Below are 21,090 nucleotides of genomic sequence, written 5' to 3'. Positions count from 1 at the left end.
TCCGATGCCGTACGAACATAAGATGCGGCGGTGGACCTCATCGCCGGCTGCCGGGCGTTCGTGTGCGTCAGCGAGACCGGCAGCTTCACCAGGGGCGCCGCCGCCGCGGGCATCCCGCAGTCGGTGGCCAGCCGGCGCATCGCCGCGCTGGAACGCCACCTCGGCGAGCGGCTGTTCGACAGGTCCACCCGCAGGGCCGGCCTGACCCAGTTCGGCCAGGACATGCTCCACTCCGCGCAGCGGCTGGTGCGCCTGGCCGACGCCCTGGAGCAGGACGCGCACCGGGCCAGGCTGCGCCCGCTGCGGGTGGCGGTGCCGGACACCTGCACCACCCGGGCGCTGGCCGAGCTCGACGCGGAGGCCCGCGCGCACGAACTCTTCCTGGAGTTCCGCGCCGCCGCGCCGGGCGAGCGGGTCCAGCTGGTACGAACCCACGAGGTGCGCGCCGCGCTCGCCTCGGTGCCCGCCGAGGACGGCGCCTGGAAGGTGCCGCTGGGCGTCGCCGGCGCCGCGGCGCTGCGGGCGGCGGGTGCCGTCCACCTGGAGTCGCTGCGGGTCGGACGTTCCGGCGGTCGCCCCCGGCGCCGGGTCTGGATCCAGCCCGAGGACGACGTCCCCCACATCCGCGACCGCCTGATGCGCGTGCGCGACGCGGTGGGCCTGCCGCCGTCGCAGGTAGCGGTGGCCGGTTCGCTCACGGCGGCCACCGCCGAGGTACTCGGCTCGGCCGACCTACTGCTGTGCTCCACCGAGCAGGCGCGCGAGCTGGGCCTACGCTGGCGCCCGATCGGGGAGCTGCAACTGGCCAGGGGCTACGACGTCACCGCCGCCATCCCCGACGACGCCGACCGCCTCCGCACCCGGCTGCGGACGGCCATCGCACATTGCCTGGGCGCCACGGAGGAGGACGGATGAACGCCGAAGCGCTGGTCCGGGCACTGCGCGCGGAGCTCGACGACGGCGGGCTGCGCGGCTCGTTCCTGGTCCGCGACCTGCACTCCGGCGCCGAGGTCGGCATCGAGCCGGACGTCGAACTCCCGGCCGCCTCGCTGGTCAAGCTCCCGCTGGCGGCCGTCACGCTGGACCGGATCCGCCGAGGCGAGCTGGACGGCTCGACCCAGCTGCGCCTCGAACCCGGCCGCATCACCACCCCAGGCCCGACCGGGCTGAGCAGGTTCCGCCACCCGGCCAGCATCGCCGTCGAGGACCTGCTCTACCTGAGCATGGCGATCAGCGACAGCGTCGCGTCCGACGCGCTGTTCGACCTGACCCCGCCCGCCGAGGTGACCCGCACCCTGCGGGACTGGGACCTGCACGGCATCACCGTCCGGCACCTGCTCCACGAGCTCACCGAGACCCCGTCCGAACGTTTCCACGAGGCCGAGGCCCACCTGGCCCACTCGCTGGCCATCGGCGCCGGCACCGCCGGGCGCGGCCACCCGGTCGCCCAGCTCGACGTCACCCGCGCCAACACCGGCTCGGCGCGCGCCTTCGTCGACCTCCTCCAGGCCCTCTGGACGCCCTCCAAGATCGACCGCGAGGTCGCCGGCCAGGTGCGCGAGCTCATGCACCACAACCTGCTGCGCCACCGCCTGGCCCCGGACTTCAGCTCGGACGCCAGCAGGTGGGCGTCCAAGACCGGAACGCTGCTCAACCTGCGCCACGAGGTCGGCGTCGTCGAACACGCCGACGGCCAGGCCTTCGCCGTCGCCGCGCTCACCGAGTCCAGCGTGCCCGCCGTGACCCAGCCCGAGGCCGAGCTGCTCATGGCCAGGGTCGCCCGCGCGCTGCGCGACCACCTGCGGCACATATAAACGCGGTCGAATGAAACCGTCACAGAAATGCTATATCGCTCGGGTGTGGCGTGACGACATCGATTGTTTCGCCACGCATGTCGCCCGACCGTGATCCAAGATCGCGTACTACATTTCTTGCCTGAGCAGGACATCGAAGGGATTTGCCGTCATGGCGAGCATCGAAGAGGTGCGGGCCGGAATTGCGCTGGCCAACCAGAAGGCCTCGGAGAGCCTCGGCGCGCTGCAGCAGGCGCACTCTCAGCTGGAGGAGGCCCAGAACGCGCTGACCAGGGTCACCGAAGGCAGCGCGCAGGCCGACGTGCACGACGCCAACAACCAGCTCCAGCACGCGGTCAGCAGCCTGTCCGAGGTCCAGCAACTGGTGCGCACGGCGATCGACACCGCCGAGGGCATCTCGCACCGGTTGTGACCGAGTCGCTCGGCGATATCAAAGCCGCGCTCGCGGAGGTATCCGAGCGGCTTCGGGCGGCCTATGGTTGTGCCCAGTCCGCCGAGCAGCGGCTCGCCGAAGCCGTCGCGCTGCTGAGCGAGCTGGGCCAGTCGTATCACGATGGGTTGGTGCCGCCGGAGTTGGTGCGCGCGGACGCGGAGTTGACACGAGGGCTGGGGTTGATCAGCGGTGGAGCCGATGCGGTTGCAGCCATCGAACAGCGGTTATAACGCGCCGGGGTCGCGGTGAGCCGCCGGCAGGAGCGGCGGGAGCGGATCGCCTCGGCGTTCGACCAGTTCCGGGACGCGGTGGGGGTCGCGCTGGGCGCGGCGGCGGCGGTGCGGGAGCGGGCGGTCACCGAGCACGCCCAGGCGCTGTTCGAGATGATCCTGCGCGAGGGCGGGCTGGACGCGGCGCGGCGGCACCCGGTGCTGGCCAAGGCGCTGGTGAACCCCCGGCTGGCGGAGACGGTGCGCCGGGTGGAGGCCGACCAGCGGGCGGTCTTCGGGGACTGGGTGATGGGCGAGCCCGAGCGGCTGGCCGAGCTGGTCGGTGACGCGGCGCCGGGCTCGGCGGGCGAGCCGATGGACTACTGGCTGGGCGAGCCGGGCAAGGCGGACGGCTCCGGGCCGATACCCCAGCTGTGGCGGATCGGCTCCGCGACGACCGACGGGGCGCCCCCGCACCGGCCGTTCCCGGTCGCGGTGCCGCTGCTGGACGAGTCGCACCTGGAGATCGTGTCCACCCCGGCCACCCGGGGCGCCGCCGAGTCGCTGGTGGAGACGCTGCTGCTGCGGGTGGTCAGCCACTTCCGGCCGGGCATGGTGGCGATGCACGTCTGGGACACCGGGCAGATCACCGGCGCGATGCCCGGGCTGTACCCGCTGACCAGGGGCGGGCTGCTCACCGTGCACGACCCGGCGCGGCTGGACGAGCTGCTCGAGGAGCTGTCCGAGCACATCCGCCGGGTGCACACCCGGGTGCTGGTGGACGGGCACCCGTCGCTGCGCGCGCTCGCCGAGGGCACCGGGACGCGCACCGAGCCGTGGGTGCTCGCGGTGCTGGTCGGCAACCGGTCCGCGCTGCCCGACGACGAGCGGCGCGCGCTGCAGCGGATCGCGCGCGGCGGGCTGGCCTGCGGCATCCAGCTGGTGCTGGTGGACGTGCCGCTCACCGTGAGCGCGCCGGTGGAGACCGTGAGCATGATCGACCCGCCGAACGCGGCCGCGCCGGTGACCGCCCGCGGCACCATGACCGGCCCGCACGCGACGGTGCTGCTGGACGAGGCGCTGCCCAGGGAGCGGGTCACGGCGGCCTGCCATGCCATCTCCGACGAGCTGGAGCGGCTGCGCAGCCGGGTCGGCACCTTCGGCGACCTGCTGCCCACCGAGCGGTGGTGGTCGGCGACCTCGATCAGCGGGGTGCGCGCGCCGGTCGGCTTCCGCGACGGCATGCCCGTCGAGCTGGCGCTGTGCGACGCCTCGCCGCACGCGCTGATCGGCGGCCCCAGCGGGTCGGGGAAGACCAACTTCCTGTTCGCCATGATCGGCTCGATGGCCGCGCGCTACTCGCCGGACGAGCTGGAGCTCTACCTGCTGGACTTCAAGGAGGGCGTGTCGTTCGCCCAGTTCACGCCCGGTAAGCGAGATCCGTCGTGGCTGCCGCACGCCCGGCTGGTCGGGGTGAACATCAACACCGACCGGGAGTTCGGGCTGGCGCTGCTGCGGTTCCTGTCGGCGGAGATGCGCAGGCGCGCGGAGGCGGCCAAGGCCTACGAGGTCACCAAGCTGGAGGAGCTGCGCGCCGCCGATCCGGCCGGGCGCTGGCCCCGGATCGTGGCCGTGATCGACGAGTTCCAGTTCCTGTTCACCGAGCGGGACGCGGTCACCCGCGAGGCCGTGTCGCTGCTGGAGGACGTGGCCCGGCGCGGCCGCTCGCAGGGCATCCACCTGGTGCTGTCCAGCCAGGACGTGTCCGGCATCGAGGCGTTCTGGGGCCGTCCGGCGATCTTCGAGCAGTTCGTGCTGCGGGTGGCGCTGCCGCGCTCGCGCCGGGTGCTCGCCGACCTCAACGACGAGGCCCTGTCGCTGCCGCGCTGGCACGCGGTGCTCAACCACGAGTCCGGGATCCGGCACGGCAACGACATCGTCCGCATCCCCGACGCCACCGCCAAGGGCACCCTGGACGCGCTGCAGGCCGAGCTCTGGCTGCGCAACCAACCGGGCCGCTCCGGCTCGCCGCCCGTACCCCGCCTGTTCGACGCCTCGCGCGCGCCCCGGCTGGCCGACCTGCTGCCCCGCGAGTCGGGATATTTGTCAGGGCGAGTCGGGAAATCTGTCAGCCCGATCACCGAGGCCCTGGCCGGTGTGGGCCGGGTGGCGACGCTGTCCTCGGGCCTGGCCAGGGCGGGGGTCGCGGTGCTCGGGCAGGTGGTCGACGTTGCCGGCAGCGCCGCGTCCGTACCCATGACCGCCACCCCCGGCCGGAACATCGCGGTGATCTCCTCCTCGGTGGCGGACGCCGAGGCGGTGCTGGGCGCGGCCGCGCTGTCGCTGGCCGGGCAGCACGCCCCGGCCGACCACGAGCCGGACGATCCGCACGAGGCGGGCGGGGTCTCGCTGGCCACGGCCGGGGCGCGGTTCACCCTGGTCGCGCTGGTGCCGGAGGCGGTCGGGCCGGTCGCGGAGCTGGCCGAGCGGCTGGCCGGGTCCGGGCACCGGGTGGACACCGCCGGGCTGGACGGGTTCGGCGCGCTGGTCGCCGGGCTGGCCGCCGACGTGTCCGGCCGGCTGACCGGCGGCGAACCCCGGCCCGAGCCGCACTACCTGCTGCTCTACGGCGTGGACGGCGCCAGCGGCGTGCTCGACCAGAAGGACCCGGACACCTTCCGCAGCGGCCTGGACGGGCTGCGCCAGGTGCTGCGCGGCGGCCCGGAGACGGGGCTGCACGTGCTGGGCTGGTGGCGCAGCGTGCAGCGGCTGCGCGCGGTGCTCACCATGGGCGCCGGCGTGGACGACATCGGCTGCTGGGTGGCGTTCGACGTGCAGGGCAGCGAGCTCGGCCCGCTGGCCCCGGGGCCGGTGAGCTGGTCGCCCCGCCCGGCGCGCGGGCTGGTGTTCGACAGGTACACCCAGCAGCGCCCGGACGTGCTGATCGTGCCGGACATCTCGCCGGGGGGCCGGCCGTGACCGCGCCGGGCCATGGAGGGGACGCGGCCCGCCGGTACAAGGACATCACCGGCGGGATGAACGACGCGGTGGTACGCATGCGCCAGGCGGACGCCGCGCGGGCCGTCGAGCTGGAGGCCACGCTGGCCGACCTGCACGACGCCATGGAGGCCGCCGCCGAGCGCGAGCGGCTCACCGTGCTCGGCGTGGCCCTGCAGTGGGAGTCCGCCCTGGAGTCGCTGTGGAGCGAGGAGTGGCTGACGCTGCGCCCGCTGCCCAAACCCGACCCGAACGCCGCCCCCCGCGAGCTGGACTACCTCGACGCCGTGGTGGCCCAACGCTACGAGGCCCTCCGCGAGGCCATCCGCCGCCGCCCCCTCCTACGCCGCCGCTAACCCCGCCGCCACCCCGGCACCGTCCGTACCCGGCCGCCGCCGCCATTCCGCTCGCACACCCCGTTCGTACGCCGCACACAGGTTGTGGAGTGTGTGCGGCGGCAACTCTCGTTGTGCCGCCGGCGGGTTAGTCGTCGGGGTCGTCGTCGCGGGCGAGGAAGGTGGCGAGGCGGTCGATGGGCACCTCGAAGTCCGGGTTGAGGTCGACGAACGCGCGTAGGCGCTCGGCCAGCCAGTCCAGGGTGACCTGCTCGTCGCCCCGGCGTTGTTCGAGCTCCTCGATGCCCCGGTCGGTGAAGTACACGCCGACCTTATTACTACAGCCGGTGAGACCGGTGTGGCCAGGGTATGCTCACGCCCGGCGGTCTGTTTGGCCCGCCGAGCGGCTTGACGGTGGTTGGGGGCCGACGCTACCGTCCAGTAGGTCGATCAATGGGGCCTGTTGCTGTCGACGCGCACCAGGTCAGGTTGGGCGATGCGGTTTCTCGGCGTGACGGCGACCGTCGGGAAGGGGGACTCGCGGGTAGCGCGACGAACCGTTCGTTGAGCATGCATATACGCGGTGGGGTGGTCCGCGGTGACCGCCCGCGACCGCCCCGAGACTCCGGAGCCCGACCATGTCGCCACCCAGCCGGGATGAGCTCCGCGAGCAGCTTGCGGTCGTCGCCGAGGCCGCGCGGAACGCATCTTCCCGTGCGGCCGGGCGGCTGCGCGAGTTCGTCGAGTCCAGGCCGGGGGCCGGGCGGCTGGCCGCCATCTGGGCGGTCGTGGTGATCGTGGCGCTGGCGCTGGTGGGGATCGCGCTCGGACGGCGCGGCGCCTCCGAACCGGACAAGGGCGCCCAGGTCGCGCCGCCGGCGGTCACCTCGACCACCCGCGCGCCCGAGCGCGACACCTCCCCGGGCACCGGCGCGCCGCCCACCCCGGGCGCACCGCCCGAGCCGGGCCCGACCACGACGAGCTCCGCGCGGGCACCCGAGGGCGGCGGCCCACCGAGCCCGACCGACCGAACAGCTCCCTCCACCTCGTCCGCTCCGCCGCAGTCCGCCCAGCCGCCGTCCGCCCAGCCGCCGTCCCGGGTGCCGGGCGAGGGCGCCGAGCACGTGGTCGCCCGGGGCGAGACGCTCGCCGCGATCGCGGTCCGCTACGACGTGCCGTTCGAGCAGATCGCCACCGACAACGGCATCGCCGACCCGAACGAGATCCGCGCCGGCCAGCGCTTGTTGATCAAGGCGAAACCGGCCGGTGTCGTAGTCATCCAACCAGGCCGTACCCTGAGTGACTATGCGCGCAGCTCCGGTCGTGGGTTGGACGAGTTGGTGCGGATGAACCCACAGCTCACGAACCCGAACCGGATCCTGGCCGGCGGCAGGCTCAATGTCTGAGTCCCCGCCGGTGCCGCCGCCCGACCGGCCACCGCCGCCACCGCGCCGCCGGCCGCCGAGGGGCGCCCCGCCGCCCCCTGCCGAGCACAACGGCAACAGCAACGGAAATGGAAACGGCGAGGCCCGAGGTGGCGTGCCGCTGAGCAAGGCCGCCCGCCCGACCCCGCCGCCGCAAGGCCGCCCGGTCCAGCCTCCCGACATCCCCCGACCCGGCGGACGCCCCGACCCGCCGCCGCGCCAGCAGGACGGGCGCACCCCCAGACCCGGCGGGCGCCCACCCAGGCAGGACGGACCGCCCCGGCAACGCGCCGACGGGGCCGACGACGGCCGCCGCCCGACCAGGGCGCCGATGAACGGTGCCCCACCGCGCCGCCGCCCACCGCCGCCGACGCCGCTGGGCCCGGCCGCGCAGAGCGGCCCCCCGCCGCCCCGCCCCCCTGGCGCCCCACCCGGCCATCCGGGAGTCCCGCCCCAGGCCGCCCGCCCCGCCGCACCGGCCAGAACGCCCCCGGCACCCCGACCCGCCCAGCCCGACCGCGCCCGCCCGGCCGCCGCCTGGACCGACACCCTTCGCTCCAGGTTGGCCGCCACCGGCCAGGGCAGGCTGGTGGAGACCGGCCGCATCCGCCTCGCCGAGGGCAGGGCCAGGCTGGCGCAGGTCGGACAGTCCCGCCTGGCCACGGCCGGCCGGGCCAGGCTCGCGGAGGCCGGCCAGTCCCGGTTCGCCGAGCTGGGCAGGGCCGCGCTGGAGGCCGCCGGGCAGATCCGACCCGGCCCGAGGGTGCGCGGCGCGATCAGCGTGGCCAGCCTGCTCACGGTGGCGATCGTGCCGGGCGCCGCGATGGCCGGCGGGGCGATCACGGTGGCCGCCGACGCGTACTGCACCTACGGCTCGTTCTGCCTGTACTCCGGCCCGAACTTCAACGGTGCCAAGGTCGAGTACACCCGCGACCAGATGTTCTGCCAGGACAGCCTGCCCGCGCTGGACGTGCGCAGCGTGCTCCCGGACGGCGCGCGGTCCGTGGTCAACAACACCCGCACCGCGACCACCGGCCTGGGCGTGAAGATCTACAGCGCCCCCGGCAACCTCGTACTGACCACCGTGAGCCCCGGCGGCGAGATCAGGGACCTGGACGGCAACACCGCGCGCGCCATGCAGTCCCTGTGCGCGTACCCCAAGGGCAACTAGGACCCGAGCACCTCACGCAGCGTGCGGGCGAAGGCCTCGGGCTGCCCGGGGTAGCCGAACTCGTCTCCCGCGAAGCCGCCGTGGTGGCTCGGGAACACCGTCGCCTTCTGGCCGAGCAGCGCGGCCGTCGCCTCCGAGGTGCGCGCGGTGATGGTGCCCTCGGACTCTTCGCCCACCCCGATCACGACCCGCGTCGGGGCAGCGGTGAGCGCGTCGATGTCGGGTCGGTAGCTGCTGACCGCCCAGGACCGGTCGGAGAGCAGGGGGTCGTCGCGGGAGCCGTCGTCCTCGGTGGGCATCCCGAAGGCGGCGGGGTCCGGCGCGGGCTGGGCGAAGTACTCGTCGGTGAACTCGCCCCGCCAGGACGTCCACGCGATGAACGCCGCCATGCCGGCGTTCGAACCCCGTGCCAGGTAGGCGTCCCGAAGGCCGGCGCGGGCGCGCTCGGCGGCCTCGGCGTCGGGGAGCACCGGGATGAGCGGCGGCTCGTGCGCCACCAGGGTGGTCACGTCGTTGGGGTGGGTGGCCACGAGGGCTAGCGCGACGATCGCACCGCCGCTGCTGGCGAACAGTTCCACCGGGCCGGCGCCGAGCGCCTCGATGAGGGCGTGCACGTCGGCGGCGTGGAGCTGGGGCGTGTTGTCGACCCGGCCGTCCTTGCGGGTGCTGCGGCCGAGGCCGCGCGGGTCGTAGGTGACCACCGTGCGGTCGGGGAGGTGCGAGGCCAGCGTGGTGAAGCCGTTGGCCTCCATGGGAAAGCCGATCATGACCAGCGGCGGGCGCCCGTCGGCGGTCGGCAGCGGGCCGTGGACGTCGTAGGCGAGGTCGGCCTCGGGGGTCTGGAGGATCTGTGTAGTAGCCATGCCGGGTAGACCAGCCTCACGCCGAGAACTCATCGGGTGGCGCCGACGGACTAGGCCTGATCGTCCGCCCGCCGCCGCGCGTCGTACTCCGCCCGCGCCAGGACGATCTCCTTCTGGTGCGCCTCGGTCCAGGTGACCAGGGACTGGATCGTCTCGTGCAGGGTCACGCCCAGCGTGGTGAGCTCGTAGTCGACGCGCGGCGGCACCACCGGGTGCACGGTGCGCCGGACCAGGCCGTCGCGCTCCAGGTTCCGCAGCGTGGTGGTCAGCATCCGCTGGCTGATGCCGTCGATGCGGTTGCGCAGCTCGGTGAACCGCAGCGTGCTGCGGTCCAGCAGCGCGATCACCAGCAGCGACCACTTGTCGGCTATCCGGTCCAGGATCTGGCGCACCTCGCAGTCCTCCCGGGTGTCCCACTGCAGGACGTCGTACGGGTCGTCCGCGTCGGTGTCACCGAGGTGCGTCGGTGAGCCGAAAGTGCCTTCTTCCACGAACGCCGATGTTGCCGCAGGATGACCCATGGTTACAAGAGGGAACCGACCCTCACCGGCGTAACCAACAGTCGTCACGCAAGGAGCCGAGCCGTTGTCCACGTCCCCGCGTGCCTGGGGTGCGCTGCTGGTGCTGTGCGGCGCGATCTTCCTCGAGACGATCGACATCACCATGCTCAACGTGGCGCTGCCGGCGATCCGGGCGGACCTCGGGCTGTCCACCGGGATGCTGAGCGGGATGGTGAGCGCGTACGTGCTCGGCTACGGCGGGCTCATGCTGCTCGGCGGCCGGGTCGCCGACCTGTTCGGCCGGCGCCGGGTGTTCCTGGTCTCGCTGGGCGTGTTCGGGGTGTTCTCCGCGCTCGGCGGGTTCGCCGGCGAGGGCAGCGCGCTGCTGGTCGCCCGGTTCGTCAAGGGGGTGGCCGCCGCGTTCATGACCCCGGCCGGGCTCTCGATCATCACCACCAGCCTGCCGGAGGGGCCCAGGCGCGACCGCGCGGTGCTGGTGTACGCGGGCGTGGGGGCCGGCGGTTACGCGCTCGGGCTGGTCATCGGCGGGCTGCTGGCGGCCGTCGACTGGCGCTGGGTGTTCCTGGCCCCGGCGCTGCTGGCCGCCGTGATCCAGGCCGCCGCGCTGCCGCTGCTCGACGACGGCGGCCGGGGTGCCGATGCGGCCGGCCGGACCTCGGACGTGGCCGGCGCGGTCACCATCACCTCGGCGATGATGCTGCTGGTGTACGGGGTGGTGCGGCTGGAACACGCGGCCAGCGCGGACGCCGCCGGCTGGGCGCTCACCGCCGGGGTGTTCGCCGCCGGGCTGGCGCTGCTGGCGGTGTTCGTGGCGATCGAGCGGCGGTCGGCGGCGCCGCTGGTGCGGCTGGGCATCCTGCGCTCCGGGCCGCTGGTGCGGGCCAACGCCGGCGCGCTGCTGTTCGTCGGCTCGTTCTTCGGGTTCTTCTTCCTGGTCACGCTCTACCTGCAGGAGCTGCGCGGCTGGACGGCGCCGCAGACGGCGTTCGCGCTGCTGGCGGCCGGCATCGACGCGATCCTCGCGCCCACGCTCACGCCCCGGCTGGTGCGCCGCTTCGGCAACGTGCGGGTGATCTTCGGCGGGATGCTGCTCGGCGCGCTCGGGTACGCGCTGTTCCTGCCGGTAGGCCTGGACTGGACGTACCCGGCGATGTTCCCGACCATGCTGCTGCTCGGCCTGGCGTTCTCGCTGATCTACGGCCCGCTCACGATCGCCGCCACCGACGGCGTCCCCGACGCGGAACAGGGCCTGGCCAGCGGCCTGGTGAACACCTCGTTCCAGTTCGGCACCGCGCTCGGCCTCTCCATCGCCACCACCGTGAGCGTGGCCGCCCTCGGCGACGGCCGCACCCCCGACGACGCCCTGGCCGCCCTCCGCACCGCGCTCCTGGTTCCACTGGCCGGCGCCCTCCTGGCGCTGACCGTGACAGCGCCCGGCCTGCGCAGGCGGCACGCGGCGCTGGGCCGGGGGCCATGGCGCCAAGCCCCGGGCCGCCGGCCGGGCCTATGAACAGCCGGTGCTCGGCACGGTGAGGCCTTCGCTCGTCGAATCGGCCAGGCTCTGCTTCTCGAACCGGTCCAGTCGATATCTGGGTTTGGTCTCGGAGAAGGTGTGGTCGAGCGCGCAGTGGGAGGTGACGAGATCATGGACCTCGTCGCCGGTCACCGGGCAGGTGTGACTCTGAAATCGGCCATGGACTATCAGTAGTACACCGTTCGGCGCGAGCGCCGATTCGAAGGTGTCCCACGCGCGCAACAGAAGATCGCGATTCCAGTAGTAGAGAACCTCCGAGCACAGGATCAGATCGAACTGCCCGTCCGGCATCTGCTCGGGCAGCGTCGACCGATGGACGCTGACCTCGGGAAAGTCCGACAGGCGCCGGCGAGCGCGCTGAACGGCCAGTGCGGACGTGTCGACCGCGACGACCTCGTCACACCGTTGCGCCACCATCCGGGTCAGGACCCCGATGGAGCAGCCGACGTCCAACGCCCGCCTGAACCTGCGGCCGTCCAAGGAATCGATCGTCCGCTCGTACTTGGCGCGCTCGTACTCGCGTGTCTCGTAATCCCATGGATCCTCGTTGCGGGCGTACAGATACTCGAAATACCCCCTGTATACCCGAGGGACAAGACGCTGGGCCAACGTGGCTCCTTGGGGAGTAGATAATATAATGATCACCTCATGGGCGCCACGAGTGTGCCCGACCGATCTACCGAGTCGGTGGGATTTGTCTACGGTTTTTCTTCGGTCGAGTCGGCTCGATCGTGATCAGTGCGTAATATGCGACAGTTATACGCCCGTGATACGCGTGAGACGACTACTCGCGCGCGGGCACGGAACCAGGGCCTGCCGGGTCGCGGCCGATGCCGCGCAGGTCCAGGCCGGTGACCACGATGGCGAGCAGGGTGAAGATGAGGTCGCCGCCGCCGCGCTGCTGCAGGTGTGGGTCGATGATGGTGAGGACCAGCAGGAAGCGCCAGACGATGTCCAGGCAGGAGGCGGTGGCGCCGAACGGGCCGGGGTGTCCGAGCACGGGCTTGAGCGAGCGCAGGATCCGCAGCGACAGCCAGCCGAAGGCGAGCAGCAGGGGTATGCCGCCGACCCAGACGAACCACAGCACGCCGGATTCCAGGTAGATGACCTTGCGCCATCGTTCCGGGGCTTGGAGCACCCAGTTCGGCGAGACGCCGATCAGGGTGGTCAGCCAGTCGAAGTGCGGCAGGTACATGTGCAGCAGGTTGTCCAGCCGGCCCTGTTCGGGCTCGGGCAGCCAGGACAGGGCCGAACCCGTGCTGTACTCCCCGATGCCGCCGAGGCGGCCGAGGAACGCGGGTGCGCCGATGACGAACGCGACCAGGGCCAGCGGGGCGAACTTGCGGGACTGGCGGCGCAGCTCGGGGAACCGCCAGGCCAGCAGCGCGAAGCTGACCGCGGCGGCGATCCAGGTGGAGAACTGCCCGGCGGCCAGCACGCCGGTGCCGAGGATCACCGCGAGGATCAGCCGCTCGCGGCGCCCGAGCAGGCCCCGGGTGCCGCAGCACAGCACCAGGATCAGGCTGATGATCACGAAGTCGCCGGTGGCGATCGGCGAGCCCAGGGTGGCGGTGCCGCGTTCGCCGAGGGCCTCGTTCGGCGCGGCGGCGTTGCTGTCCGAGCCCGCCCACAGGGTGGTCAGCAGGGCCAGCACCGGGCCGAACTTCAGCGTCTGCAGCACCGCGATGAGCGCGATCGTGGCGCCGGGCCAGACGATGAGCCGGATGGCGCGCAGGATCCGCGCTTCGGTGGTGATCGTGTAGCGGACCAGGAAGTAGATCCCGACCAGCTTGGTCATCGGCAGCAGCGAGGCGTACTCCTCGCCGGTCGGGACCAGCCCGCGCAGCGTCAGCGAGGCCAGCGGCCAGACGGTGGCCATCAGCAGGAACACCGCCAGCGGCACGTCCACCGGCGGGTAGAACCGCGGCCGGATCGCATCGCCCCGGAGCAGCCGCAGGTACCCGCCCGCCATCGCGCCGCCCATCACCATGACCAGCAGCGCCTCGTTCGGCCGCAGCAGCGGCAACAGCGCCTCCCGGCCGATCCCGGCCAGGAACGGCAGCGTGGCCAGGTAGGCGTAGGTGGCAAAGCTCGGGTACAGCCCCGACGTCACGGCCACGAGCAGCGCCAACATCCCGCCGACGAACCCGTACGCCGCGACCGGGCTCACCGCTCCGCCCAGTACCGCCGCCACGCCCGTCGCGAGCACCGCAACGACGACCAACCAGGTCGACCGCCGATCCTCGGCCGCCGCGCCGGTCACACCCACCGAAGGCCGCAGACCCGCCTCACTCATCGGGCAACCGCGTGAATCGTTCCAGTTCGGGCCGGTCCGTGGTGCGCACGCGGGGGAGTATCGCCTCGGACGGTCCGGGGATCCTGCCGTGCTTCTCCGGTATTTCTTCTCTTTCCGCTCTATCTAGCGCGGATTGTCTGTTTGACCGACAATGCTGCGAACTCCTGCCCCGGCGTGTCGAGGCAGAGATCGAGAGGACGGGATCCGCCCTGATGTCGTGGCACGGCGCGTGGCCAGGAGTGGACCGACCGGTCGACGGGCAGGGTGCCCGCCCGGCGCCGACGAGCGTCCTCGCGGCGCGCGCGAGGTTGTGTTCCGACCAGATCGTCCACTAGGCGTCCAGGTCATCGTGGAACGAGGGAGACTTGTGACGGCGGACAACGAGGTGTGCGGGCCCGGTCGGCCGCGCTACCGCGTGCTGGGGCTGGTCACGGTGTGCGGCGAGGACGGTCCGTTGCCTCGGCTCGCGCCGAAACCGCTGGCGGTGCTGGCCGCCCTGCTGCTGCGACCGAACCGGGTGGTGGCCTACGAGCGGCTGATCGGGCTGGTGTGGGGGACGCGGCCGCCGCCCAGCGTCCAGGGCCGGCTGTACGGCTACGTGTCGGAGCTGCGGGCCCGGCTGGGACAGGATGTGATCGTCCGAGCCGGTGGCGGTTACCTGGTCAACGTCGGACCCGGTGAGCTGGACCTGCAGGTGTTCACCGATGAGGTCACCGAGGCGCAGGCCGAGCTGCGGGCGGGTCACGCGGCCGAGGCGGCTCGGCGGCTGCGCTCCGCGTTGGCGCTGTGGCACGGTCCGGCACTGGGCGGGGTGACCGCGCCGCTCATCGACAGCGAACGTCCAGGGCTGGAGGAACGCCGGCTCACCGCGTTCGAGGAGCTGTTCGAGGCCGAGCTGGCCGCCGGACGCCCCATCCAGGTGGTCGACGAGCTCCGCCAGCTCGCCTCCGAGCATCCGTTCCGGGAGCGGCTGGCGGCCCAGCTCATGCTCGCCCTGCACCGAGGCGACCGCCGTACCGAGGCCCTGGGCGTCTACGCCGAGATCCGCCGTCGCCTGGTCGACGAGCTCGGCATCGAACCGAGCCAACGGCTGCGTGACATGCAGGTTCAGATCCTCAACGGCAGCACCGACGAGGCACGGGTGGCCGAACCGGACGCGAGGGAGCAGGTGCGGCCCGCCACCCTGCCCCGGGACGTGGACGGCTTCGTCGGCCGGGCGGACGCGATGGCCACGCTGACCGCCCGGCTCACCACCGACGGCGGCGGCATCTGTGTGATCAGCGGCCTGGCCGGGGTCGGCAAGACCGCGCTGGCGGTGCACTGGGCGCACACCGCGCGCGAGCACTTCCCCGACGGCCAGCTCTACCTCAACCTGCGCGGCTACGACCCCGATCACGATCCGCTCGCCCCGGCCACCGCGCTGGGCCAACTGCTGACGGCGCTGCAGGTGCCGCCGGCGCACATCCCGAGGACGGTGGATGAGCGCGCCGCGCTGTACCGGTCCATGCTCGCCGACCGGAAGATCCTGGTGCTGCTCGACAACGCCCGCGACCCCGGACACGTGCTGCCGCTGCTGCCGCCGTCCGGGTCGGTCATCGTCACCGGCCGACACCAGCTCACCGAGCTCATCACGCAGACCGGTGCCCAGGCGCTGCGGCTGCCGCCGCTGACCGACAGCGAGTCCCGCGCCCTGCTCGCCGCCGCGCTGGGGTCGGATCGGGTGGTCGCCGAATCGGTCTCGGCCACCGAGCTGGTCCGGCTGTGCGCGGGGCTGGCGCTGGCGTTGCGCATCGCCTCCGCCAACATCGCCGCCAGCCCCCGGGCCAGCATCTCCGGGATGGTCGGCGAGCTCACCAGCAGCGACCGGCTCGCCGCGCTGGCCCTGGACGGCGCCGAGCAGAACGTCGTCGCCTCGGCGTTCGCCGCCTCGTACGACGCGCTGAAGCCCACCGAGCAACGCCTGTTCCGCCTGCTCGCGCTGATCCCCGGGCCCGACTTCACCGCACCGGAGGCCGCCGCGCTCGCCGCCGTCCCGCTGGACGAGGCCGTCCGGCACCTCCGAGCGCTGGTCGCCGCCTGCGTCGTCGAGCACCACACCGACGGCCGGTACCGGTTCCACGACCTGATCAGGCTCTACGCCGCCCAGCGGGCGCGCACGAACCCGGACCACGAAGCGGCATGGGCACGGCTGGTCGAGTACCACCTGTGCGGGACGACCGTCGCCACCGTGCGCGACCAGCCCGGCATCATGCCCCTGCTGCGAAGCCGCCTCACCGTGCCGGACTGCGCCCACGCCGAGCACCAGGCGCCGGATGCGGTGGGCACGGAGGAGCTGGTGAACACGGCGGCGGTGGCGCTGGGCGCGGCCACCGCGGGCCCGCATCCCGCCGCCTGGCTGCTCATCGACCACCTCCGCATCCGCTACCACCGCACCGGGCAGCGCCCGGAGTGGCTGGAGATCGCGCCGGCGCTGCTGGACGCGGCCCGCGAGCACCGCGAGCTCGACACGCAGGCGCTGCTGCACCGCAGCATCGGTACCTCGTCGTTCCGGACCGGGCGGCAGGAGCCGGCCGTGGACCACCTGCACGAGGCGATCCGCATGGCCAGGGACTGCCGCTGGACGGAATGCGAGGCCGTGTCGCTGGCCGACCTCGGCGTGGTCCTCGCCTGGACCGGGCGCCTTGCCGAGGCCCGCGAGCACACCGAGCGCGCCCTTGCCCTGTTCTCCGAGCTCGGCTCGGCGAGCGGGGAGTGCCGGGCGTTGCGGAACCTCGGCGGCCAGTACTTCTTCCTCGGTGACCTCCGGTGCGCCGAGGAGTACTACCGGCGCGCGCTCGCCGTGAGCGAGCGGCACGGGTTGGAACTGGCACGGGCCGCCGACCTCATGCACCTGGGCTCGGTCCGGATGTGGCGCGGCCACCTCGCCGAGGCCGAGGACCTGTTCATGCGTGCGCTGGAGCTGTTCGGCAGGTTCGAGTCCCTCGGTGGGCTGGCGGCCGTACACCCCCGGCTGGCGCTGCTGTTCCGGGAGACCGGCGACCACCCGAGGGCACAGCGGGAGGCCACCACCGCGCTGCGGCTCAGCCGGGAGAGCGGCGACAAGATCCTCGAAGCCAGCGCGTTCACGCTGCTCGGCGACGCGGAGATGAACCTGGGCGAGTACGCGACCGCCCACGGCCACCTGCAGGCCGCCATGGACATCGTCCGAGGCGGCGACTTCTACTGGCACCAGGCCGAGACGCTGTCCGTGCTCGCCCGCCTCAAGATCCGCACTGGGGACCGGCCCGGCGCGCTGGACTGCGCCGAGCGGGCCTCCTCGGCCGCGCGGCGGGGCGGCTACGTCCAGGCCAGGGCGGCCGCCCTGGTGACACTGACCGAGGCCTACCTCCACGCCGGCGAGCGCGAGCTCACCCTGGCCACCGGCCGCGAGGCCCTGGCCCTGATCCGGCGCTGTGACCTGGGCAACGACGAACGCCGGCTCCAGCGACTGCTCACCGAGGCCGGCCTCTCCACCCCGTGACATAAGGCCTGGTCAGAACCCGTGAGTGGTTAGCGTTGCTATGACAACGCTAACCACTCACGGGTGGTGAGCTGGGGTTTTAGTCGTCGGCGAGGGCGGCGGCGATGAGCTCGGCCTGTTCGACCTCGTGGACCTTGCCGGAGCCGGCGGCGGGCGCGGCCATCCGGCGGCGGGAGATGCGCTTGATGCCGGCCAGGCGCTCGGGGTAGAACTCCGGCAGCGCCAGGCCGAAGAACGGCCACGCACCCTGGTTGGCCGGTTCCTCCTGCACCCAGCGGATGTCGGTCACGGTGGGGTAGCGGTCCAGGGCGGCGCGCAGCTTGCGCTTGGGCAGCGGGTAGAGCTGCTCGACGCGGATGACGGCGATGTCCTCCCGGCCGGCCTTCTCCAGCGCGGCGACCAGCTCGTAGTAGAGCTTGCCCGAGCACAGCAGGATCCGGTTCACCCCGGAGACCGGCCCCTCGCGGCCGGCGAACTTCGGGTCGTCGAGCACCGAGCGGAAGTGGCCCTCGGTGAACTCCGCGAGCGGGCTGACCACCTGCTTGGCCCGCAGCATCCACTTCGGCGTGAACACGATCAGCGGGCGCCGGATACCGTCCAGGGCGTGGCGGCGCAGCAGGTGGAAGTAGTTCGCCGGGTCGCTGGGCAGCGCCACGGTCATCGACCACTCCGCGCACAGCTGCAGGAACCGCTCGATCCGCCCGGAGGAGTGGTCCGGACCCTGGCCCTCCAGCCCGTGCGGCAGCAGCAGCACCACGTCCGAGGTCTGGCCCCACTTGGCCTCGCCGGACGAGATGAACTCGTCGATGATCGACTGGGCGCCGTTCACGAAGTCGCCGAACTGCGCCTCCCAGAGCACCAGCGCGTCCGGGTTGGCCACCGAGTAGCCGTACTCGAAGCCCAGCGCGGCGAACTCGGACAGCGCCGAGTCGTACGGCAGGAACCGGCCCTGCTCGGGCGAGAGGTTGCGCAGCGGGTAGTACTCGTCGCCGGTCTTGCGGTCGATCACCACGGAGTGCCGCTGCACGAACGTGCCGCGCCGGGTGTCCTGGCCGGCCATCCGGATCAGCCGGCCGTCCATGGCCAGCGAGCCCAGCGCGAGCAGCTCGGCGAACGCCCAGTCCACGTTGCCCTCGCGGGACATCTTGTAGCGCCGCTCCAGCACCGGCTTGACCCGCGAGTGCACGGAGAAGCCCTCCGGCAGCTCCACGTGCGCGTCGCCGATGCGGTGCACCACCTCCAGCGGCACGGCCGTCTCCAGCCGGGGCGGCAGCGCCTGCTCCTCCTCCACGGACGGGCTGGGCGTGATCGCGCCGCGCTCCAGCTCGCGCACCTCGTTGAAGACGTGTTCGAGCTGGTTGGAGAAGTCCTTGAGCGCGTGCTCGGCCTCCTCCATGGAGATGTCACCGCGCCCGATCAGCGACTCGGTGTAGCTCTTCCGGACGCTGCGCTTGGCGTCGATGATGTCGTACATCGCCGGCTGGGTCATCGAGGGGTCGTCGCCCTCGTTGTGGCCCCGGCGCCGGTAGCAGATCATGTCGATCACGACGTCGTTGTTCCACCGCTGCCGGTACTCCACCGCCAGCTTGGCCACCCAGACGCAGGCCTCCGGGTCGTCGCCGTTCACGTGGAACACCGGGGCGCCGATCATCTTGGCCACGTCGGTGCAGTACTGGGAGCTGCGCGAGTGCTCGGGCGCGGTGGTGAAGCCGACCTGGTTGTTGACGACGATGTGCACGGTGCCGCCGGTGCGGTAGCCGCGCAGCAGCGCCAGGTTCAGCGTCTCGGCGACCACGCCCTGTCCGGCGAACGCGGCGTCGCCGTGAAGCATCGCCGGCAGCACGGTGAAGCCCTCCGGGCCCTTGTCCAGGATGTCCTGCTTGGCCCGGACGATGCCCTCCAGCACCGGGTCCACGGCCTCCAGGTGCGAGGGGTTGGCGGTCAGGGACACGGTGGTCTCGCCATCGCCGAACATCCGGAAGTACTTGCCCTCGGCGCCGAGGTGGTACTTCACGTCGCCGGAGCCGTGCGCCTGGCCGGGGTCCAGGTTGCCCTCGAACTCCCGGAAGATCTGGCTGATCGGCTTGCCCACGATGTTGGCCAGCACGTTCAGCCGGCCCCGGTGCGGCATGCCGATGACGACCTCGTCCAGCTCGTCGGCCGCGGCGGAGTCGAGCACGGCGTCCAGCAGCGGGATGACGGTCTCGCCGCCCTCCAGCGAGAACCGCTTCTGGCCGACGTACTTGGTCTGCAGGAACGTCTCGAACGCCTCGGCGGCGTTCAGCTTGGAGAGGATGTACTTCTGCTCGGCCACCGGCGGCTTCTGGTGCGGGCGCTCGATGCGCTCCTGCAGCCAGTCGCGCTGCTCGGGGTCGGAGATGTGCATGTACTCGGTGCCGATGGTGCGGCAGTAGGCGTCGCGCAGCACGCCGAGCACGTCGCGCAGCTTCATGTGCGCCTTGCCGGCGAACCCGCCGACCGCGAACTCCCGGTCCAGGTCCCACAGGGTCAGCCCGTGGGAGAGCACGTCCAGGTCGGGGTGCTTGCGCTGCCGGTAGTTCAGCGGGTCGGTGTCGGCCATCAGGTGCCCGCGGGTGCGGTAGGACTCGATCAGCTCCAGCACCCTGGCGGTCTTGTCGACGGCGCCCTCGGGGATGTCCTGCACCCAGCGGATCGGCTCGTACGGCACCCGCAGCGAGGCGAAGATCTTGTCGTAGAACGCGTCCTCGCCGAGCAGCAGCTGGTGCACCCGGCGCAGGAACGCCCCGGACTCCGCGCCCTGGATGATCCGGTGGTCGTACGTCGAGGTCAGCGTGATGATCTTGCTGACGCCGAACTGCGAGAGCTGCTCGTCGCTGGCGCCCTGGAACGCCGCCGGGTACTCCATGGCGCCGACGCCGATGATGGTGCCCTGGCCGGCCATCAGCCGGGGCGTCGAGTGGTTCGTGCCCAGGGTGCCCGGGTTGGTCAGGCTGATCGTGGTGCCGGCGAAGTCCTCGGCCTTGAGCCCGCCGGTGCGGGCCTTGCGCACCATGTCCTCGTAGGCGGTCCAGAACTGGGCGAAGTTCATCGCCTCGCAGCCCTTGATGGAGGCCACCACCAGGGTGCGCGAGCCGTCCTTGCCGGGCAGGTCGATGGCCAGCCCGAGGTTGACGTGGTCGGGCTGCACGACGGTGGGCTTGCCGTCCTGCTCGGCGAAGTGCCGATTCATCACCGGGAACTCGGCCAGCGCCTGGACCAGCGCGTATCCGATCAGGTGGGTGAAGGAGATCTTCCCGCCGCGGGTCCGCTTGAGCTGGTTGTTGATCACGACGCGGTTGTCCGCGAGCAGCTTGGCCGGCACCGCGCGCACGCTGGTGGCGGTGGGCACGCCCAGCGAGGTCTGCATGTTCTTGACCACCACGCTGGCCGCGCCGCGCAGCGGGCTGACCTGGCCGCTGGCGCCGGCGGGCGCGGGGGCGGGCTTGGCGGCGGCGCGGGAAGTGGTGCCGGCGGCAGGCTTGGAGGAGGGGGGTGTGGTGGGCGGGGGTGTTGTTGGTGCGGGGGTGGCGGTGCTGGTCGGTGCGGGGGCCACCTGGCCGTTCGCGTCCGCGGCTGTGGTCGTGGGGCGCTGGCCGGCCTCGGCGCCCGCGCCGGGGCGGTAGTCGGCGAAGAAGTCGTGCCATGCCGGGTCGACGGACTGGGGGTCGTCGAGGAAGCGCTGGTACATCTCCTCCACGAGCCACTCGTTGGTGCCGAACTGGGCGGTCGGGAACGGCGGGTTCGACGCGGCTGACGAACTGCTGGTGGACACGGTTGGAGATCGCCTCGCTTGACTAGTTCGGGTTGCCTGGCCAGCGACCCCAGGTTAGTCGCTTCGGGTGGATCCGCGTAGCGACCGAGCGCGCGGTGCCGGCACCCCCGCGTTCACCAGGGCGACCCGAGGTACTCGAAATATTTCGTATAGAAGAGTTTAATCTTCACGGTTCGTTCG

Annotated in this window: 16 protein-coding genes; 10 read left to right on the top strand and 6 right to left on the bottom strand. The window is 72.4% G+C overall.

Annotated features, from left to right (window positions below; genetic code table 11):
* The first annotated feature begins 30 nt into the window (after window positions 1-30).
* From N912_RS0134825 to N912_RS0134800, 6 genes are all read left to right on the top strand, one after another.
* Window positions 31-915 carry a LysR family transcriptional regulator gene (locus N912_RS0134825; RefSeq protein ID WP_028926055.1) on the top strand — a complete coding sequence of 295 codons (885 nt, stop codon included), beginning with the start codon at window positions 31-33 and terminating at the stop codon, window positions 913-915.
* Window positions 912-1,814 carry a serine hydrolase gene (locus N912_RS0134820; RefSeq protein ID WP_028926054.1) on the top strand — a complete coding sequence of 301 codons (903 nt, stop codon included), beginning with the start codon at window positions 912-914 and terminating at the stop codon, window positions 1,812-1,814. Before N912_RS0134825 ends, N912_RS0134820 begins: the two co-directional genes overlap by 4 nt.
* A gap of 151 nt (window positions 1,815-1,965) precedes the next feature.
* A complete protein-coding gene (locus N912_RS0134815; RefSeq protein WP_028926053.1) occupies window positions 1,966-2,226 on the top strand; it encodes a hypothetical protein in 261 nt (86 codons plus the stop codon).
* On the top strand, window positions 2,223-2,477 hold the full coding sequence (locus tag N912_RS56540) for a hypothetical protein (protein ID WP_037068127.1): 255 nt from the start codon (window positions 2,223-2,225) through the stop codon (window positions 2,475-2,477). The genes N912_RS0134815 and N912_RS56540 overlap by 4 nt, the downstream gene beginning before the upstream one ends.
* Window positions 2,478-2,492: 15 nt before the next feature.
* Entirely contained in the window at window positions 2,493-5,435 is a 2,943-nt protein-coding gene (locus tag N912_RS56535; RefSeq protein ID WP_037068125.1) for an FtsK/SpoIIIE domain-containing protein, read from the top strand.
* Window positions 5,432-5,809, top strand: a complete 378-nt coding sequence (locus tag N912_RS0134800) for a hypothetical protein (protein ID WP_028926052.1) — start codon at window positions 5,432-5,434, stop codon at window positions 5,807-5,809. Before N912_RS56535 ends, N912_RS0134800 begins: the two co-directional genes overlap by 4 nt.
* Window positions 5,810-5,936: 127 nt before the next feature.
* Here N912_RS0134800 and N912_RS64710 read toward each other — a convergent pair whose 3' ends face one another.
* Entirely contained in the window at window positions 5,937-6,113 is a 177-nt protein-coding gene (locus N912_RS64710) for a DUF6104 family protein (RefSeq protein WP_169748010.1), read from the bottom strand.
* Between the two features lie 313 nt (window positions 6,114-6,426).
* Between N912_RS64710 and N912_RS0134790 the strand changes: the two genes are divergently transcribed.
* Both N912_RS0134790 and N912_RS66570 read left to right on the top strand, forming a co-directional pair.
* The gene (locus N912_RS0134790) at window positions 6,427-7,194 is read left to right on the top strand and encodes a LysM peptidoglycan-binding domain-containing protein (RefSeq protein WP_028926051.1); all 768 of its coding nucleotides are present in this window, start codon (window positions 6,427-6,429) and stop codon (window positions 7,192-7,194) included.
* Window positions 7,187-8,383 (top strand): peptidase inhibitor family I36 protein, encoded by a 1,197-nt coding sequence (locus N912_RS66570; RefSeq protein ID WP_156994234.1) that lies wholly within the window; start codon window positions 7,187-7,189, stop codon window positions 8,381-8,383. The genes N912_RS0134790 and N912_RS66570 overlap by 8 nt, the downstream gene beginning before the upstream one ends.
* Here the strand turns inward: N912_RS66570 and N912_RS0134780 are convergent.
* Together N912_RS0134780 and N912_RS0134775 are read right to left on the bottom strand one after the other, a co-directional pair.
* On the bottom strand, window positions 8,380-9,246 hold the full coding sequence (locus N912_RS0134780) for an alpha/beta fold hydrolase (protein WP_028926049.1): 867 nt from the start codon (window positions 9,244-9,246) through the stop codon (window positions 8,380-8,382). The two genes, N912_RS66570 and N912_RS0134780, sit on opposite strands and share 4 nt — an antisense overlap.
* Window positions 9,247-9,296: 50 nt before the next feature.
* Window positions 9,297-9,737 (bottom strand): winged helix-turn-helix transcriptional regulator, encoded by a 441-nt coding sequence (locus tag N912_RS0134775; protein ID WP_028926048.1) that lies wholly within the window; start codon window positions 9,735-9,737, stop codon window positions 9,297-9,299.
* 94 nt (window positions 9,738-9,831) lie between these two features.
* Here N912_RS0134775 and N912_RS56530 point away from each other — a divergent pair, with 94 nt between their 5' ends.
* Entirely contained in the window at window positions 9,832-11,277 is a 1,446-nt protein-coding gene (locus N912_RS56530) for an MFS transporter (protein WP_051581220.1), read from the top strand.
* Here the strand turns inward: N912_RS56530 and N912_RS56525 are convergent.
* The gene (locus N912_RS56525; RefSeq protein ID WP_064745482.1) at window positions 11,272-11,910 is read right to left on the bottom strand and encodes a class I SAM-dependent methyltransferase; all 639 of its coding nucleotides are present in this window, start codon (window positions 11,908-11,910) and stop codon (window positions 11,272-11,274) included. The two genes, N912_RS56530 and N912_RS56525, sit on opposite strands and share 6 nt — an antisense overlap.
* A gap of 175 nt (window positions 11,911-12,085) precedes the next feature.
* Entirely contained in the window at window positions 12,086-13,597 is a 1,512-nt protein-coding gene (locus N912_RS56520; protein ID WP_211261510.1) for a hypothetical protein, read from the bottom strand.
* A 367-nt stretch (window positions 13,598-13,964) separates the two neighbouring features.
* On the opposite strand from N912_RS56520, the gene N912_RS56515 reads away from it, so the two are divergent.
* On the top strand, window positions 13,965-17,117 hold the full coding sequence (locus N912_RS56515) for an AfsR/SARP family transcriptional regulator (RefSeq protein WP_051581218.1): 3,153 nt from the start codon (window positions 13,965-13,967) through the stop codon (window positions 17,115-17,117).
* 79 nt (window positions 17,118-17,196) lie between these two features.
* Here the strand turns inward: N912_RS56515 and N912_RS0134750 are convergent, their stop codons facing one another.
* A complete protein-coding gene (locus N912_RS0134750; protein WP_028926047.1) occupies window positions 17,197-20,826 on the bottom strand; it encodes a multifunctional oxoglutarate decarboxylase/oxoglutarate dehydrogenase thiamine pyrophosphate-binding subunit/dihydrolipoyllysine-residue succinyltransferase subunit in 3,630 nt (1,209 codons plus the stop codon).
* Between the last annotated feature and the right edge of the window lie 264 nt (window positions 20,827-21,090).

Source organism: Actinospineispora acaciae DSM 45401 (genome assembly GCF_000620785.1).
GTDB classification, from domain to species: domain Bacteria; phylum Actinomycetota; class Actinomycetes; order Mycobacteriales; family Pseudonocardiaceae; genus Pseudonocardia; species Pseudonocardia acaciae.
This window is presented reverse-complemented; position numbering and strand designations above follow the sequence as displayed.

Coding starts and splice junctions, on each gene's coding strand:
- N912_RS0134820 (WP_028926054.1), top strand. CDS start 912: ATGAACGCCGAAGCGCTGGTCCGGGCACTGCGCGCGGAGCTCGACGAC.
- N912_RS0134815 (WP_028926053.1), top strand. CDS start 1,966: ATGGCGAGCATCGAAGAGGTGCGGGCCGGAATTGCGCTGGCCAACCAG.
- N912_RS0134790 (WP_028926051.1), top strand. CDS start 6,427: ATGTCGCCACCCAGCCGGGATGAGCTCCGCGAGCAGCTTGCGGTCGTC.
- N912_RS66570 (WP_156994234.1), top strand. CDS start 7,187: ATGTCTGAGTCCCCGCCGGTGCCGCCGCCCGACCGGCCACCGCCGCCA.
- N912_RS0134780 (WP_028926049.1), bottom strand. CDS start 9,246: ATGGCTACTACACAGATCCTCCAGACCCCCGAGGCCGACCTCGCCTAC.
- N912_RS56520 (WP_211261510.1), bottom strand. CDS start 13,597: ATGAGTGAGGCGGGTCTGCGGCCTTCGGTGGGTGTGACCGGCGCGGCG.
- N912_RS0134750 (WP_028926047.1), bottom strand. CDS start 20,826: ATGTACCAGCGCTTCCTCGACGACCCCCAGTCCGTCGACCCGGCATGG.